Source organism: Brevibacterium sp. LAARM3_SD1 (assembly GCF_057364765.1).
The window spans coordinates 18,905-36,341 of the sequence record NZ_JBNFOL010000001.1; the positions used below are offsets into that span (position 1 = coordinate 18,905).

Annotated in this window: 7 protein-coding genes and 3 pseudogenes; 3 read left to right on the forward strand and 7 right to left on the reverse strand. The window is 62.2% G+C overall.

Features of this window, described 5'->3' with window-relative positions:
* Positions 1-1,422 precede the first annotated feature (1,422 nt).
* From AC2W7L_RS00085 to AC2W7L_RS00115, 7 genes and pseudogenes are all read right to left on the reverse strand, one after another.
* A complete protein-coding gene (locus AC2W7L_RS00085; RefSeq protein ID WP_370035071.1) occupies positions 1,423-2,511 on the reverse strand; it encodes an N-acetylmuramoyl-L-alanine amidase in 1,089 nt (362 codons plus the stop codon).
* A gap of 152 nt (positions 2,512-2,663) precedes the next feature.
* Positions 2,664-2,981 (reverse strand): thioredoxin, encoded by a 318-nt coding sequence (gene trxA / locus AC2W7L_RS00090; RefSeq protein WP_039211718.1) that lies wholly within the window; start codon positions 2,979-2,981, stop codon positions 2,664-2,666.
* Between the two features lie 122 nt (positions 2,982-3,103).
* Positions 3,104-4,090 carry a thioredoxin-disulfide reductase gene (gene trxB, locus AC2W7L_RS00095; RefSeq protein WP_486002724.1) on the reverse strand — a complete coding sequence of 329 codons (987 nt, stop codon included), beginning with the start codon at positions 4,088-4,090 and terminating at the stop codon, positions 3,104-3,106.
* A gap of 135 nt (positions 4,091-4,225) precedes the next feature.
* Positions 4,226-6,778 carry a protein kinase family protein gene (locus tag AC2W7L_RS00100; protein ID WP_486002725.1) on the reverse strand — a complete coding sequence of 851 codons (2,553 nt, stop codon included), beginning with the start codon at positions 6,776-6,778 and terminating at the stop codon, positions 4,226-4,228.
* Positions 6,779-6,800: 22 nt separating this feature from the next.
* A complete protein-coding gene (gene murJ, locus AC2W7L_RS00105; protein ID WP_486002726.1) occupies positions 6,801-8,420 on the reverse strand; it encodes a murein biosynthesis integral membrane protein MurJ in 1,620 nt (539 codons plus the stop codon).
* Positions 8,421-8,423: 3 nt separating this feature from the next.
* Positions 8,424-10,707: pseudogene (locus AC2W7L_RS00110) on the reverse strand (DUF6049 family protein).
* A gap of 20 nt (positions 10,708-10,727) precedes the next feature.
* Positions 10,728-11,215: pseudogene (locus tag AC2W7L_RS00115) on the reverse strand (NUDIX domain-containing protein).
* Positions 11,216-11,382: 167 nt separating this feature from the next.
* Between AC2W7L_RS00115 and AC2W7L_RS00120 the strand changes: the two are divergent.
* The 3 genes and pseudogenes from AC2W7L_RS00120 (at position 11,383) to AC2W7L_RS00130 (ending at position 17,436) form a co-directional block, all read left to right on the forward strand.
* Positions 11,383-12,830: pseudogene (locus AC2W7L_RS00120) on the forward strand (CCA tRNA nucleotidyltransferase).
* A 109-nt stretch (positions 12,831-12,939) separates the two neighbouring features.
* Positions 12,940-14,646: an AMP-binding protein gene (locus tag AC2W7L_RS00125; RefSeq protein WP_486002727.1), complete on the forward strand. Its 1,707-nt coding sequence runs from the start codon at positions 12,940-12,942 to the stop codon at positions 14,644-14,646.
* Between the two features lie 372 nt (positions 14,647-15,018).
* The gene (locus AC2W7L_RS00130) at positions 15,019-17,436 is read left to right on the forward strand and encodes a transglycosylase domain-containing protein (protein ID WP_486002728.1); all 2,418 of its coding nucleotides are present in this window, start codon (positions 15,019-15,021) and stop codon (positions 17,434-17,436) included.
* Position 17,437 lies beyond the last annotated feature (1 nt).

Below are 17,437 nucleotides of genomic sequence, written 5' to 3' on the forward strand. Positions count from 1 at the left end.
CAAATCGCCCCCTACTGTAGAGAATGGTGAAGTCCTATGCAGTGTTCGGTCGTTGCCGGGTTCGAGCCGGACCAACTTCTATTGAAGGCGTTGAACTTGCTGAGTTCGGTTCGGTTGTTTAGTAGCGAGTGCCGGCAGACCTACGAGTCGAATGTGCAGAGATCTGATTGCTGTCGGAGCAGGGGAAGGGAAGGTCTCATGGACTCCCCGCCGATGTAGTTGTATTCAATGGCTGCTCTGTTTCGGGATGGACTCGTTTCACGTGGAACATGATTGGGTGAGAATGCGGTGTACGATTTTCGCCGCGCTAGTAGTACGGCTCTCGAGTAGCCCTGCGGAGCTGGTAGAGGATGACGATATGTTGGGAAGGTGTTGAGATGAAGTGGTCTACACGCACGTGTTAGTGTGTCCCTTGCTTCATAGATTCATCGGTGGCAGCTGAAACTCTATCCGTTCCACGTGAAACATTCGTAGGTGCTGTCTCTAGCTACCCGCTAACGTCACTATTTCCGGTCAAAGAGTGACTGTAAGGCGTCTCAGTGGGTCCGGCTTGATAGCGTAGAAGCAGTTCCTCTGAGTTTGAAAGCACCATTGCTAGTGTTGCCGATTCTCCGAATTCGCCTTCAGAAATGGAGTTGGTTGGCATTTCTGCGTAGAGTTCGATTGTTGCGATTGCTATTTATCTAGGTAGACCGTATGCGTGCTCAGTCTTGATTGCGGCCTTGATGGGCAGTTTATGGAGTGTACTATGCAGTCTTAGACTTCTAGGTTTCACGTGAAACAGAGATACTCACTATGTGTTGGTTCGATGGTTCAGTGGCTTAGCTCGTACCCGGCTCTTCTATCTGACTCCACCTAGTTCATCGAGTCGTTGGTGCAACTTGAAGTATGGTCAAACGATAGAATGCGATCTCGTGATTCTAGCGATTTAGCAGAACACGGTTTGAAGAGTGATGACTGATTGGGATAGGCCGCCTCGGCCCAGGTTTCTCCGCTGTTTCACGTGAAACGACTGCACGGCCGTCTGGAGGCCCGTCTGCAGTCGGCGGGAGAAGTCCTCGCGTAATCGTTCCAAGTCGTCCAAGACACTTCTTTGACCGAAACAGTCATTGGGCCATAGTGACAATCTGTTGAGCTGCTGACGAAGTCGCCAGGCGCGCAAGCGGAACCGGGCTCATGTGTAGTCGGTTCGTTAGCGTGTTTGACCTCTCGCCCCGCGGTCTCACTCATACTGGGCGTCCCTGGGCGCTGAGGGTGATTGCCCCGGCGCGACACCTCGTGAAGCTATTCTCTCAGAGAACAGTCATTCGTTGAGGGGTACGGAGAGTGTCTGACCGCGTTGGGGCAGATATAAGGAATGCGAAGCGCCGCCCTCCTTGTATGGAGCACGGCACTGAAGACCGAGTTTTGATCGTATGGGGACTAGTTCAGAGCCTTGATTGCGTCGAGACTGAGGGTTCCGGTCTGTGGGTCCTTGTCCTCGAGGATGTAGAGGCGCTGGAGAGCTGCTGCGATTCCATCCGCGATCGCATCGCGGACGTGTGGATCCTGCAGGTTCTCGAGGTCGTCTTGATTCGTAAGGTAACCGCTGACGACATGAACCTTGGGAGTCCGCAGTCTCTTGAGCGACGACCAGGTGCGAGCGTGTGTCCGGCAGTCCAGCATTCCCGTACGTGCGACAACCTCGCCTTGAATGAGCTCCGCGAGCTTCTGCCCCGTCGGCGAGTTCATATCCGACTGTCGTTCGTGTCCGAAGTAGAAGGTGGCAATGCCATTGGCATCCTTGGACTTGCTGACATCCGCAGTCACGGTGACTACCGCCGATGCCCCAAGCGTGTCTGCTCGATTGACCTCGACGGCATCCCCTTCCAGAAGGAGCGCCCCGGCTCCGATCGCTTCCAGTCGACCCACAAGTCGACTTGCTATATCTGAAGTGATCTGACGCTCGAGAGCCGCCTGCTCATCGGTCATCGGCAGATTCTGGAAATCTACAACTGTAGTTGCCGCCTCGATGACGAAGGTTCGACCCACGAGCGAAGTTCCCGAAGCCGCTACGCGTGCGCGCTCCTGAAGAGCGAAGAGGTTGCCTGTGTCCTGATTACGGTCGATCGCGTTGAGTCCGCGCAGAGTCTGCGGACCGGTCACGCCATCGACTTTGGTGCCGAGGCTCATCTGCAGCTCTTTGACCGCCGTCTCGGTGAGGGCGGCGTATTCTGCGTCGATTCGGCCCGGATAGAAGCCCAGCCCCGCGAGCTTGGTCTGGAGGTTGACGACATCGTCGCCCGTAAGGATCCTGACGGGGTCAAATCGGAGGACACGGTCGCCGAGCTGATATCGAGCCTGCTCGAGCTCTGAAAACGTCTCAGGGCCCAGTACACCGTCGCAGAGGATTCCGCGGTCCTGCTGGAACTGCCTGACTCCGAGTTCAAAGGCTCGATCGAAGTCCGCGGTCTCGGCATCTCCGACATGGAGTCCCAACCGGGCCATCTGTGTTTTGATATTCGGCAGCATCTCGGAAATGTCGCCACGCGTGTAGCGCGGTAAGTTCGTGTTCGTCAATGCGTTGCCAATCTTCGATGATGCGGTTCTTGGGTCAGTGTCGAGCGGCGCCCGGAAATGCCTAAGGCGCCTGTTGATATTACAACAGGCGCCTTAGAACTCGATCAGATGAAGTCGGAGAGCTCATCCTCAAGGGCCGGCTTCGGACGTGCGCCGATGATCGTCTTGGCGACCTCGCCGTCCTTGAACACGTAGAGCGCCGGAATCGACGTGATTCCGTAGGTGCTCGCGGTCTCAAGGTTCTCGTCGGTGTTGACCTTGACCACGTTGAGCTTGTCTCCGTGCTCTTCAGCGATCTGGTCAACGATCGGGCTGACCATACGGCAGGGGCCGCACCAAGGAGCCCAGAAATCGACGAGCACGGGCTTGTCGGACTTCAGTACGTTCTCTTCGAACGTTGCGTCAGTGACTTCTGTCGACATGAGTAACCTTCCTTCACAACGAATGTCTCTAGCAGAACAGTGGGACTGGGGCTTTCATTCCCCTGCGGATCCGCTCGGGCTGATCTGTTCGGTAGGCAGAGGTGCGAGCGGACGCTTCGGGGTCAGGAAGCGACAGGAGCTTCGGCTGCAGCTGCTTCGGCCACAGCCGGCTTGGAGGCCGCCTCGAGATCACCGAGGTAATGTTCGGCGTCGAGCGCTGCCGAACATCCCGATCCCGCGGCAGTGATCGCCTGACGGTAGACGGAGTCGATGACGTCGCCAGCAGCGAAGACGCCTTCGACGGACGTCTTCGAGGTGCGGCCGTCGACGCTGAGATATCCGTCGGCGCGCATCTCGAGCTGATCGGCGAACAGGCTGGTACGCGGGTCGGATCCGATGGCGACGAACATGCCGGTCACGGGAAGCTCAGAGGTCTCCCCTGTGACGGTGTTCCTGATGGTCAGACCGGTGAGCGAGTCCTCACCATGGACTTCGGCGACTTCGGAGTCGAGAAGGAACTCGAGCTTCTCATCGGCGTTCGCACGATCCTGCATGGCCTGCGAAGCACGCAGCTCCTGCCGGCGGTGAACGAGAGTGACCTTGGATGCGAAACGGGTGAGGAAGGTCGCCTCCTCGAGAGCGGAGTCGCCACCGCCGATGACAGCGATTTGCTGGTCGCGGAAGAAGAAGCCGTCACAGGTAGCGCACCAGCTGACTCCGTGACCGGAGAGCTTCTTTTCGTTGGGGAGGCCGAGCTCGCGATATGCCGAACCGGTTGCAAGGATCACCGCCTTTGCGGTGTAGCGCGCACCCAGAGCTGTCTCGATCTCGTGAGCACCCGGGTTGAGCTTGAGGGTCTCGACGTCGTCGTAGATGACTTCGGCTCCGAACTTCTCGGCCTGCTCACGCATGCTCTCCATGAGTTCCGGACCCTGCACACCGGCGGGGAATCCGGGAAAGTTCTCGACATCGGTGGTGTTCATCAGTTCGCCGCCTGCGGTCACCGATCCGGCGATGACGACCGGTGAGAGGTTCGCGCGGGCTGCGTAGACGGCTGCGGTGTAACCGGCCGGCCCCGATCCGATGATCACCAGTTGAGTATCAGTCATGTGAAAAGGTCCCTGCTTCTCTCTGCTCTGCTCGGCGGGCCGTTGAGCGCCGCGCCGAATGACGTTCGTATCTATAACGGTACGGTGCCGGGGACTATTCCGCACCTGCAACAGGGGCGAGATCCATCCGTTGGTTCATGAGAACTTGACGGAGCTGATGGTGGCCTTGAAGCCGCCGTCGGTCTGCGGCAGGTCGGTGATCCAGAGGATGAGCTTGTCGGTCTCGACCTCCTCATCGAATTCCACGGTGACAGCGCCTTCGGCATCGAAGACGCCTTCGCCGATGACCTTCGCGTCCTCTGGGTCGTCTCCGTCGCGGATCTCGAACTTGCCTCCGGAGTTCCCCGACGCCACCTTGACCTTGCTGATGGTGGTCTCGTCCTCGAACTCGAAGAGCAGACCGACACCCGATTTGAGATTGCCGAAGCTCGCTGAGTTGTACCTGTCGGTGTTCCAGGACCCTTCGGTCTTGGGAATGACGTTCTCGACTTCACTGTCGTGTTCCGATCCATCGCCCTCGGGGTCGAGAGATTCGACGTTTTCGATCTTCGGCGGATCGGCTTTCGGAGTCTTCTTCTCTTCCTTCTTCGTCGGCTGCTCGCTCGGCGCAGAGGTTTCGGAGACCGGGGTGGGCTCCTCTTCTCCCGAGTTGAATGCGATGATGACGATGCCGAGCACGATTGCCGCAACGACCGCGAGACCGAGAACCAGCCACAGGAAGGGCTTCCGAGTGGCCGCGGGGTCACGCTCCTCGGGACCTGATCCTCCCGATCCGCTGCCGGAACCGCCGGAGGCAGCGCTGCCGCCAGAGCCCGCGCCGCCGCTGCCGGCCGAGCCCGCGGGCTTGGATGCACCGGATTCGGAGGTACCGGACGTGGAACCGCTGGACTTGTCTGCATGGGCTTTCGCCCCGACGCCGGCGCCCGCTGCAGCTCCCGCCGCCGCGGCTCCGGCCACGGCAGCACCAGCTGCCCCGGCGGCCTTGTTCCGGTTCTTCGCAGACGCAGCCTGTGCTGCGTCGGTGGAATCGCTGTGCTGCTGGCGCGGTTTGCCGGCCTTGCGCTCGGCTGGACGGATGGACGAGGAGCCCGTGGCCGCCTCGGTGCTGGGCTCATTTACGGAGTTCTGATCATCGGCAGCACTGCGATCGTCAACGGAGTCCGGGGACAGCCGACGCATCTCCTTCGGCGGGGCGGCAGCATTGGCTTCCTGCTGACGGGCGGTCGAACTCGCCTCGAAAGCGGCGAGACGCCTGCGCGCCTCGTCCTCCTTGGCCTTCGCGATCCGACGTTCGCGTTCATACTCGCGTCGCTGATGTTCCCGCTGCTGCTCGTTGGTTTCGAACATACCGCCGAGGAACCAGGACCCGTCGTCCTCATCCTCGTCGTCCATGATCACGCGGGTATCGTTCTCATCACCCTCGTCATCGTTCTCTGGGACGATCTCGAGTGCCTGAGTATCGGGATCCGAATCGTCTTCCCGGCTCATGATCGGGGTCGTGAGGTTCTCGTCGTATTCGTGCTCTGCGTACTCCGAATACTCCGAATACGTCTGCTCCGGCTGCCATTCCTCCCAGTCCTGGGCGGCACTGTCGAGCTGTTCCTTGGCGATCGGGAAGCTCGAAGCTTCGCGCATCTGCATCCGGTCGGCGTACCGGCCGGTGGTGTGTCCGACCACTCCGGCAGCCAGTCCCCGCGTTCCCGGACGGGTGATGCCGATCCGCACGAGGGCAGCCTGCACCTGATCTTCGCTGGCGCTGGCCGCGCCCTCAGGACCGGGCCCGATGGTCTTCGAACGAGGTGCGGGCAGACTGGTGGCTTCGTCGAAGCTGCGCGGCGACTGATCGAAGAGGTTCTCGTTCTCCGCCACCGGAGCTCGATTGACATAGCGCAACAGCTCGGGATCCCAGTCGTCGATGTAGCCGAGCACCTCGGCGACCGAACCCGGGCCGGGATCCGAGCCCGTGATGATTCCGCTGACGAAATCATCGAGCTTGTCCGGGACCTCGGGGTTGAGAGCCTGGGCCCGGGCGATCCGGGCATTCTCCTTCTCCGCAGGAGGGATGCCGTCGAACGACTCCTCGCCGGGCCAGAACCCGGTCAGAGCCGTATAGAAGAGCTGGACGAGAGCCAGAGCGTCTCGCCGTGACGCCTTCGTGGGCGTGTAGTCCTTCTGCTCGACGAGCCCGGTGTCCAGCGCCAGCGCCGCATCGATGCCGATGCCTGCGATGATCACCGCACCCTTCGAGGTCAGACCGACAACGCTCGGCCGCAGGAACATGTGGAACAGTCCCCGCCTGGCCGAGGTGACGAGCGCCGAGCCGACCTCGCCGATGAGTGCGCACGCGGCATCGACGGGCAGCGGCGAACGCGGCAGGATCTGGTTGAACGGCGTCACCGCGATGCGCTTGATGACGATGTAGTCCAGCCCGTTGGAATGTCCGACGTCGAGCGTCGGGGCGATGCGCGAGTCGCCGAGAATCGATACGCGACGGGCGGCCTCGAGAACATCGTTGGAACCATCGGCATCAGCGACGAGGATGAGCACGGGTTCATCGAGGATCGCATCGAGTCCGGTGCAGACGGCACCGACTTCGGGTTTCTCGGGAAGCCACCGGCGGTCGACGGTCGATACGACATAACGGCCGGCCACCACCATGCCGGGTTCGATATCGATCAGGGCGACCACCTCCGGTGGGGATTCAAAGGGCTCAGGCTGTTTTCCTTAGTTTTCCAGCTACCACGCCAATAATCGAATGCAACTCTCTGACTTTGAGCAAATAACAAGCTCCGATGAAGAACAGCAGCATCACGGTGCCGACGATGGCCGTGGTGATGAACGCCTGCCACCGTCCTGCCAAGGCGAAGTCCGGGAAGAAGTAGAGCAGACCGAACCCTGCCCCTCCGGCGACGATCGCTGCGAGGAGGAACTTGAGATGCGAAGTGAGGATCTCCCGCAGATCGATGGCGCCGAGGCGCTTCTTCAGCACCGCGAACGAGATGATCATCGCCATGAGGTACCCGAGGCTCATGACGAGGCCGATGATCGCCACCGTCACCGACTTGGGGAAGATCGTCGCCGAGAGCACCGCCAGGGACTGGAAGATGATCTGCGGCAGCTGGATGAGGAACGGAGTCTTCGCGTCCTCGTAGGCGTAGAAGACCCGCTGCGCGAGGTAGTTCGCGCTGAAGGGAATGAGCCCGAAGACCATCGTGATGATGACCAGTCCGATGGCCGTGGCCTGCTCCCGTCCCTCACCGGCGATGATCATTGCGACGGGGGTGGCGAGGACGATGAAGGCCACGGCGGCGAAGGAGTTGACGAAGCCGACCATCCGCACGCCCATCGAGAAGTCGCCGACGACGGCCTCGGTGTCATTGTTCGCTGCGTCCTTGGCCAGGGAGGTGAACAGAGCCGTGGCCAGAGAGACCGCGATGAGGGAATGCGGGAGCATGAAGACGAGGTAGGCGGTCGTATATGCGGCGTTCGAGGCGTTTCCGTCGCCGGGGATCGACGACCCCGAGGCGACGCGGGAGATGACGAGGAAGCCGATCTGACCGATGAGCATGGCCGAGAACGTCCAGAATGCGACCTTTCCGGCCGTGCCGAGACCGACCCCGCGGAACCCGAAGGTCGGCTTGTACTTGAAGCCGATCCGCTTGAGCGGCCAGATGAGGATGAGGGCCTGTGCCGCGACGCCGAGGGTGGCCGTGCCCGCGATGAGGGCGATCTTGTCCGGGGACCAGGTGTCGAGATCGTGCGGTGAGGCGTTGTTCGTGCCGAAGATGAGGATGAAAGCGGCGAGACCGGCGATCGCGACGACGTTGTTGAGCACGGGAGCCCACATATAGGGGCCGAACGACGACTTCGCATTGAGCACTTGGCCGAGCAGCGTATAGAGACCGTAGAAGAACAGCTGCGGCAGACACCAGAGTGCGAAGGCGGTGGCCAGCGCCATCTGCTCATCGCTCCACCCCGACGAGTAGAGCCAGACCAGCAGCGGAGCCGCGGCGGTGGCGATGATGCTCACGCCCGCGAGGAGCAGGAAAGACAGCGTCAGCAGCCGATTCGTGAAGTCGGTACCGCCGTCCTCTCGTTTGGAGGCACGCACGATCTGCGGGACGAGCACAGCATTGACCACGCCGCCTGCCAGCAGCATGTAGAGCGTGTTCGGCACCTTGTTCGCAATGTCGAAGGCATCGGCCTGAACTGCGGTGACGCCGATCGCGGTGGCCAGCATCGAGGCTTTGACGAAGCCGAGCACACGAGAGGTCATGGTGCCGGCGGTCATGATCGCCGAGGACCGGGCCAGGGATGAGAAGCTGGACACGCTCTACCTCTTTTCAGGGTCGTCGTCGGTCTTGGCGCGGGCCATGGCATCGGCCAGCTGCTGTTCGGGGATCTTCGGTCGCCCGCGGGAAATGGTCTTGATCAGGCCGATGACGAACACGACGGCCAAGCCCAATCCGATCACAGCGGTGCCGATGTTCTCCCAATCGGCGCGGACCCGCACCATGAGTGATTCGTGTTTGGGCAGGACCACCTCGTCGGCGGTGACCATCTCGATCGTCGTCGGCACATCGGCGTTGGCGAGTCCTTCGACGGGCACGTCCACACGCATCGTCTCCGCGGCGGGCACCTTCACGGTCTCCGTCTCCTGCGCCCGCAGCTGCGGAGTGTTCGGCTTCATCCGGATCCGCAGGGTCGCTTCGGCGGGGGAATCATTGACGATCGTGACCGGAATCGTCGTCTTCTCACCGGTGACGAGGAGGACGGACGATCCCTTGCGCAGACGGAGGCTGTCCATGAGCTTCTCGCTCTGCTCACGGGCCTGCCCGGCGCAGATGTTCGCGTTCCGGCCCAGCGTCCACGCCGCCGAGGTGCACGTGAGCAGTTCACGGTCGAGCCGGATATCGGCGCTCTCCCGGTCGCTGAAGACGCTGTTGAAGTCCTCTTGGTTCGCCCGGGTCTCGGCCAGGGATTTCACTGCCCTCTTCCGGATGTGCGGAGCGTCGGAATCCGTCCGCAGCAGTCCGCGCGACTCGGATCCGGAGTCGAGGATCTCATCGACCCCGGTGGGGGCGATCCACGGTGCCGAGCTCAGATCCTCGACGGTCTGCTCCCAATTCGCCGAGGCGGCCGCGCGCGGGAGTGGAACGAACAGGCTCCGGGTGCGGTAGGGGGCCTCGGATTGGATCACCGCAGATTCCGCGACGAGCTCGGACAGTGCCCGGCCGGTTGTCCGCGGCGATCGCCTCGGCGCTCATATCCGTGAGCTCCGAATCCGAGACGAGGGTGTCGATCGTCGACTCCCCGTCATCGGTGATCGTCGTCTGCGAATGCGCATCATCGTGGATGCCGGTGATCGAGGGCTGCTGAGCATCGCTGATGATCGCGGTGGAATTGCCGGACTTCTTCAGGGCACGCAGGCCGTTCTTCGTCGCACTTCCGGCCACCGGCCAAGCGATGTCCGTGCGGGCATCGGGGAAGACGTCTTTGACGATCTCACGCTGCTTCTGAGCGAAGGTGGAGAGCCGGTCGATCTTGGTCCCGCGCAGAGCGCTGAGGTCGGGATCGCCATAGGGCAGAGCGACGATCGTGTGCTTCTGCGCCGCCTCCACGAAGTCCTGATACCAGGAGCCGAGGCGTTTGCGCTGTTCTTCTGCGGCTTCGAGCTCGGCGGCGCTGGAATCGGCGTCATCGTTCTCCGGTGCCCCGACCGGCGGCGACTGGGTCTCATCGCCTTCGCCCGCACTGGGTTCTTCGGTCTCCTCCGGTGCGTCGGCGGCCGGAGGTTCGGCGATCGCGGCTTCGAAGGAGGCGATGACGCGCGGATCGACCGCCAGAGCGAGTTCCTTGTGTTTCAGGAGCTTCGCGATCGTGTCGAGCGAACCGCCTTCGGCGATGGCGGCATCGAGCCGGTCGGATGGGATGAGTCCGCCCTCGGAATGGCCGGGCAGGGTGACGGGAGCGAGCACGCTGATCTTCGTCTGATCGAACTCCGGGTCCGGGTACCAGGTGGTGAAGCCGAGGGCAGAGGCCCGCAGACCGGTTTCGTCGCCGAGCTGGACCGCCAGCCCCCGCGGGCCCCAGGAACTCACTGGTGAGGACTTGCTCAGTTCGAGGTCGTCGGCGGGAACACGGAAGGTGAACTCCGCAGTGGCACCGGGATCGATGGTGTCCTCGAACGAGGTGTCGAGGGTGCTTCCCGAGTCGTCATCGGAATCGGTGTCGTTGTCCTTCTTCGCCTTCTCTCTGGCCTCGGTGCCATCATGTTCGAGATCGGCGACGGTGCGGTGCTGTGCCTGTCCCTGCTTCCAGGAATCAAGGCGGGATTCGGAATCGAGCTTGCGGGTCGACATCTGCAGACTCAGGCTCGGCTTCTCGACCGCTTTCTTCGTCGTGTTCGAGATCGTGCCCCGCACGGTCAGCGTGCCTTCGTCATCGATCCAGGGAGTCACCTCGTCGAGGGTGATCGAGACTTCGTCCTTATCGGCATCGGAGTCCTTGTTCGCATCGGTGCTGGCGGCTGCCGGCGCGGCGGTGAGCAGCGGGTATGCGAAAACTGACCCTGCGAGCAGCAGGAGTGTGCTCAGCAGGGCGGTGAGGAATCGCATACGGCGGATCGGAATGGGTTTCACTGCTCCAGTCGGGACACCATCGGTCGGGCGGCGGCGACGATTCGGCGCTCATTGGCGAACGACAGTCGCGAACGCAGGTCATTGAAGGGCACCCACGCCGCATCGATCGCTTCTTGGTCAGGATCATTATCCACGGTCAGAGTCCCCGACTGTGCACGCAGCAGGAAATGGTGGACGAGTTTGTGGATCCGGATTCCGGTCACGGTGAACCAGTAGTCGACGGTTCCCAGGGGACAGATGATCTGCCCCGCGATCCCGGTCTCCTCTTCGACCTCACGGCGGGCCGCCTCGGCGGGGGTCTCAGTTCCCTCGAGATGTCCCTTGGGCAGGCACCATTCGATCCGGCCGCGCGATTGATGCGCGCGATGACGGCCACGGTCAGCTTCGGATCAGAGAAGTCGACAACGATGCCACCGGCGGAGATCTCCTCCACTGTGGTGCGGCGGGACGTGCGGGGTCCCGGCTTGGGCATCGGTGTGGTCATTCTCCTACCTTAGTAGGCGAAGCTTGGAAGTTTCGTGTCATCGGCTCCCGGTAGTCTTATGGGGACCGGAACTCGCGCCTGGACGCGGGAGGCGAGTTCCCACGGGCAAGAGCAGAAATCTGAAGAACCGAAGGAGCTCGGTGGATCCGCAGACCGCGCACAACCGACTGCACGACAAGCTCGACGAACTCGAGCACATCCTCGGCCCGCTGGGTCAGAGGTTCTCCTCAGCCGGTTTCGAACTCGCCCTCGTCGGCGGTTCCGTCCGTGATGCGCTGCTCGGTCGCCCCATGCCCGACCTCGACTTCACCACCGATGCCCGCCCCGACGACATCCTTCGGCTGATCTCCGACTGGGTCGACACTCACTGGGACATCGGACGCGAATTCGGCACCATCGGGGCCGTGAAGTCCGGTGTGCAGATCGAGATCACGACCTACCGCGCCGAAGCCTATGAGGAGGACTCGCGCAAACCGGTGGTCGCCTTCGGCACGGACCTCGACGCCGACCTCGTCCGCCGCGATTTCACGATCGGGGCATGGCGATCCGTCTGCCCTCGAAGGCCTTCGTCGATCCGCACCAGGGGTTCGATGACCTCATCGCCGGTCGCATCCGCACCCCCGGCACGGCCGCAGACTCGTTCTCCGATGACCCGCTGCGGATGATGCGCGCGGCCCGGTTCACCTCGCAGCTCGGGCTCGATCCCGTGCCCGAGGTGGAAGCGGCGATGACGGCGATGGCCGATCGGATCGAGATCATCTCCGCCGAACGCGTCCAGGTCGAACTCGTCAAGCTCATCACCGGCATCGACCCGGTCGCCGGAATCGACCTGCTGGTGCGCACCGGCATCGCCGATTATGTGCTGCCCGAGGTGTCCGGACTGCAGCTCGAGACCGATGAGCACCATCGACATAAGGACGTCTACCAGCATTCGCTGACCGTGCTGCGTCAGGCCGTCGAACTCGAGAGCCGATATGCCGCGGCTCAAGAGAAGGCCGGAATGGCCGACGACGATCCGCAGCGCCTGCGCGTGCCGGACTTCGTCGTGCGTTTCGCCGCGCTCATGCACGATGTCGGCAAGCCCGCCACTCGGCGCTTCCAGCCCGGCGGTGCCGTGACGTTCTACCATCACGATGCGGTCGGTGCGAAGCTCACGGCCAAGCGGATGAAGGCGCTGCGCTTCGACAAGGACACGACGAAGGCGGTCGGCCGCCTCGTCGAACTGCACCTGCGCTTCTACGGGTACGGCGATGCCGGGTGGACGGATTCTGCGGTGCGCCGCTATGTCACGGACGCCGGACGGCTGCTCTCCCGCCTGCACATCCTCACCCGCGCGGACGTCACCACCCGCAACAAACGCAAAGCCGACCGTCTCGCTTTCGCCTATGACGATCTGGAAGAGCGCATCGAGGCTCTGGCAAAGCAGGAGGAACTCGATTCGATCCGCCCGGATCTCGACGGCAAGCAGATCATGGCGATCCTCGATATCGAACCATCGCCGCTGGTGGGCAAAGCCTATAAGCATCTGCTCGAGTTGCGGATGGAGAACGGCCCGCTCGGAGCCGAACGTGCCGAGGCGGAGCTGCGGGAATGGTGGGCTGCTCAGGGGCAGTGACCGACCCCCGCTGACTCACCGACTGATCAGTGCTGATAGCTTCGTTATCGTTTAGATTTGTGTGTGACGTCACACGCTGTGACAGTTGCGAGAAGGTGAGGAGACCACAATGACAGTGACCGAGGAATTCCGCGCTGCCCGTGACAAGTTGATCGAACTCCGCAGCGATTACGACGCTGCCCGTGAACAGTTCGAATGGCCGAGGTTCGATCACTTCAATTTCGCTCTCGACTGGTTCGACAAGATCGCCGAGAACAACGACAAGCCCGCTCTGTGGATCGTCGAACAGGACGGATCCGAGGGCAAGTGGAGCTTCGCAGAGCTGTCCGCGCGTTCGAACCAGGTGGCCAATCACTTTCGCCGTGCCGGGATCAAGCGGGGCGACCATGTCATGGTGATGCTCAACAACCAGGTCGAACTGTGGGAAACGATGCTCGCCGGCATCAAGCTCGGCGCCGTGCTCATGCCCGCAACCACGCAGTTGGGACCGGTCGACCTCAACGACCGTGCCGAGCGCGGTCATGCGGAGTTCGTCGTCGCCGGCACCGAGGATGCCGCGAAGTTCGATGACGTCGATGTCGATGTCGTGCGTATCGTCGTCGGCGGGGAGCCCACCCGTCAGCAGGACTACGCCTACTCCGATGCCTTTGAGGAGAGCACCGAATTCGATCCTCAGGGCAGTTCCCGGGCCGATGACCTGATGCTGCTCTACTTCACCTCGGGCACCACCTCGAAGGCGAAGATGGTCTCCCATACGCATGTCTCCTACCCCGTCGGCCACCTCTCGACGATGTACTGGATGGGACTGACCCCCGGCGACGTCCACCTCAATGTCGCTTCGCCCGGCTGGGCCAAGCACGCCTGGTCGAACATCTTCACCCCGTGGATCGCCGAGGCCTGCGTCTTCCTCTACAACTACTCGCGCTTCGACGCCAATGCCCTCATGGAGACCATGGATCGGGTGGGTGTCACGAGCTTCTGTGCCCCGCCGACCGTGTGGCGCATGCTCATCCAGGCCGATCTCAGCCACCTGAAGAATCCTCCGACGAAGGCCCTCGGCGCCGGTGAGCCGCTCAACCCCGAGATCATCGACCGCGTGCACAGCGAATGGGGCGTGCTCATCCGCGACGGCTTCGGCCAGACCGAGTCGACCCTGCAGATCGGCAATTCGCCCGATCAGGAACTCAAGTACGGTTCGATGGGCAAGGTGCTGCCCGGTTTCGATGTCGTGCTCATCGACCTGGCGACCGGTGAGGAAGGCGACGAGGGTGAGATCTGCCTGCGCCTCGATCCTCGGCCCATCGGTCTGACCACCGGGTACTGGAGCAATCCGGAGAAGACCGCCGAGGCCTTCGAAGGCGGTGTCTACCACACCGGCGACGTGGCTTCCCGCGACGAGGACGGCTACATCACCTATGTCGGCCGCGCCGACGATGTGTTCAAGGCCAGCGACTACCGACTCTCCCCCTTCGAGCTCGAAAGCGTGCTCATCGAACACGAGGCCGTCGCCGAGGCGGCTGTTGTCCCCTCGCCGGATCCGGTGCGACTGGCTGTGCCCAAGGCGTATGTCGTCGTGTCGAGCAAGTTCGCTGCCGATGCCGATACTGCACGGTCGATCCTCGCCTACTGCCGTGAGCACCTGGCACCGTACAAGCGCATCCGACGCCTAGAGTTCGCCGAGCTGCCGAAGACGATCTCCGGCAAGATCCGTCGCGTCGAGCTGCGGGCCCGCGAAGACCAGCTGCATCCGTTCAGCGGCGAACCCGTCGTCGAGGGCAACGAGTACGCCGATACGGACTTCGACCTCAAGAGCTGAGCGCGCGGCGGCCCTCGTTCAAGCGAAAGCGCGCTTTTCGATCGGTACACGGGTCGAAAAGTGCGCTTTCGCTTGAACGAGGCGCTGCGGAGGTCTGAGGCGCGGGGGAAACCTGCGGTCGGCAGTTGAATGTGAGCAAACACGCACTCGCCATGGTTGATTCTGCGGCAGTGAATTAAAATGCCTGGTGAGATGCCGAATACGGGGTTACTCAGAGAGCTGTTCGGTAACCTGGCGTGTCGGCAGGGTGTCAGGCTCAGCACTTTTTCATCCTCTACTAATGAATGCGTGCGAGACTGATTGGCGTCTTTGACCTTTTTCGGACCTCGTCGCCACGCATTGCGGCAGGCTGACTGACCTGGAGGACCTTGGGTGGCTAAGGGACAACACACAGCCAAGAACATCGGCAGGAATACGAAGAATCTGCTCAACTACCCCAGAGCGGGTGTGAGCGGATGGACTCGCTTCCTGCCGAGCATCCGCGTACTCGTCGTCGGCGGGCTCAGCCTCGTCATCGCCCTGTGCGTGGCCTTCGCCGTCGGATATGCCGCAACGGACATCCCCGAGCCGAACCTCGAGGCCACCGGTCAGACCTCGACGATCTACTACAGCGACGGCAAGACGCCGATCGGCCAGTACAAGGTCGAAGATCGCAAGTCCGTTGAGATCGACGAGATCTCCGAACCCATGCAGAAGGCCGCGATCGCCGCCGAGGACACCTCGTTCTACGAGAACCGCGGCATCTCGATCAAGGGTCTCTCCCGCGCCGTCGTCGGCGTGGCCACGAACCAGTACGCGGGCGGCGGTTCCACGATCACCCAGCAGTACGTGAAGAACTTCTATCTCACGAACGAGCACTCGCTTGATCGCAAGATCAAGGAGATGTTCATCTCGCTCAAGATCGACCAGCAGCAGTCGAAGGACGAGATCCTCGCGAACTACCTCAACACCATCTACCTCGGCCGTCGCTCCTACGGCGTCGAAGTGGCAGCTCAGAACTACTTCGACAAGCCGGCCTCGGAACTCGACGTCAGCGAGTCCGCTCTGCTGGCCGCGATGATCCAGCGCCCAGGTGCCGCCGACCCCTCGGACAACCCGGAGATGTACGAAGACCGCTTCAACTACGTGGTCAAGAACATGGTCGACGAAGGTTTCATCACCGAGGAGCAGGCCGCGAAGGTCGAGATGCCGGACGTGCGGAAGCAGAACAAAGAGTCCTCCCTGTCGGGTCAGAAGGGCTACATGTGGGACTTCGTCCGCCGTGAAGCGCTGCGCAAGCTTGATATCGACGAAGCTCAGCTCGACCGCGGAGGTTACAACATCGTCACCACATTCGACAAGGATCGGATGAAGGCTGCGGAAAAGGCGATCAAGACGCTCCCGCAGGATCAGCCGGAAGGCATGCAGGCCGGGCTTGTCTCGATCGACCCGGATGACGGCGGAATCGAAGCCTTCTACGGTGGCAAGAACTACCTCGATCAGGCGTTCAACGCCTCGACGCAGAGCCATGTGCAGGCCGGTTCGACGTTCAAGCCCTTCGCGCTCGTCGCCGGTCTGGAGAACGGCGTGCGGCTGACCGATTCGTACCCGGGTGCCAGCCCGACGACGCTGAACAACGACGGCACTCCGTGGGAGGTCAACAACTTCGCCGGTACGAGCTACGGCCCCGTCAGCCTGCTCAAGGCGACGCAGTCCTCGATCAACACCGCTTACGCCGCACTCAATGTGCAGGTCGGGCCGGAGAAGACCGTCGACGTCGCAGAACGTGCGGGCCTGAGTCCGAACTGCACCGACAAGGAGAAAGCGTCCGGTGATACCGGCGGCTGCTCGATCGATCTGACCAAGAACCCCTCGAACGTGCTCGGTACCCCCAGCGTCAAACCCATCGACATGGCGTCGGCGTACGCGACATTCGCCGCGAACGGCGTCCACCACGAGACCCACTCGATCAAGAAGGTCACAAAGGGTGCCGAGGACGAGGAAGTCTACAAGGCCGAGACCAAGGGCAAGCGCGTCTTCGACAAGGCCGTTGGTGCTGAGACCTCGTACGCCCTGAGCCAGGTCGTTCAGGGCGGTTCGGGCAGCTACGCCCAAAACCTCGGACGCCCCGCGGCCGGTAAGACCGGTACCACGACGGGTAATACAGCGGCTTGGTTCTCCGGTTACACTCCGAACCTCGCGACATCTGTCGTGCTGTACCGCGAGGTCGACGGCAAGCAGACGTCGATCGGCGCGTATGGCGGTCGCGGGGAAGTCACCGGTGGTTCGTTCCCGGTCCAGGTCTGGACGGACTACATGCAGACGGCGCTCGAGGGAGAGAAAGTCGAACAGTTCCCGGCACGCGGCGAACTGCCCGACAAGCCCAAGCCGAAGAACTCGAACCCGGCTCCGGCTCCTAAGCCCGAACCCAAGGAAGAACCTGAGCCCGAGGCTCCCGCCGATAACAGCGACGGCGACGAGGGCAAGGAGACCGAGGCTCCGATCGAAACTCCGAAGGACGACGAGGACAAGGACAAGGATTCCGACGGAGACGAGAAGGGCAAGGAAGAAGGCTCTGAGGACGGCTCCGACGAAGGATCGAACGACGGTGGTACCGATGACGGCGGCGGTAGCGACACCGGCGGTGACGGACCGGGCAACGGCTCTGACAACGGAAACGGCAGCGATACCGGCGGCGGAAACGACTCCCCTGGCGGTGGCGACAGCAAGAACGGTGGCGGCGAAATCACCGGTGGTGATGGAGGCGGCAGCTCAGATGGTGATGATGGCCCTCTTGGTGTCGGTGGCTGAC

Excerpts from the sequence above, each read along its gene's own strand:
- AC2W7L_RS00085 (WP_370035071.1), bottom strand. The coding sequence starts at position 2,511 with ATGCTGCCGAATATCAAAACACAGATGGCCCGGTTGGGACTCCATGTC.
- trxA (WP_039211718.1), bottom strand. The coding sequence starts at position 2,981 with ATGTCGACAGAAGTCACTGACGCAACGTTCGAAGAGAACGTACTGAAG.
- trxB (WP_486002724.1), bottom strand. The coding sequence starts at position 4,090 with ATGACTGATACTCAACTGGTGATCATCGGATCGGGGCCGGCCGGTTAC.
- AC2W7L_RS00125 (WP_486002727.1), top strand. The coding sequence starts at position 12,940 with ATGACAGTGACCGAGGAATTCCGCGCTGCCCGTGACAAGTTGATCGAA.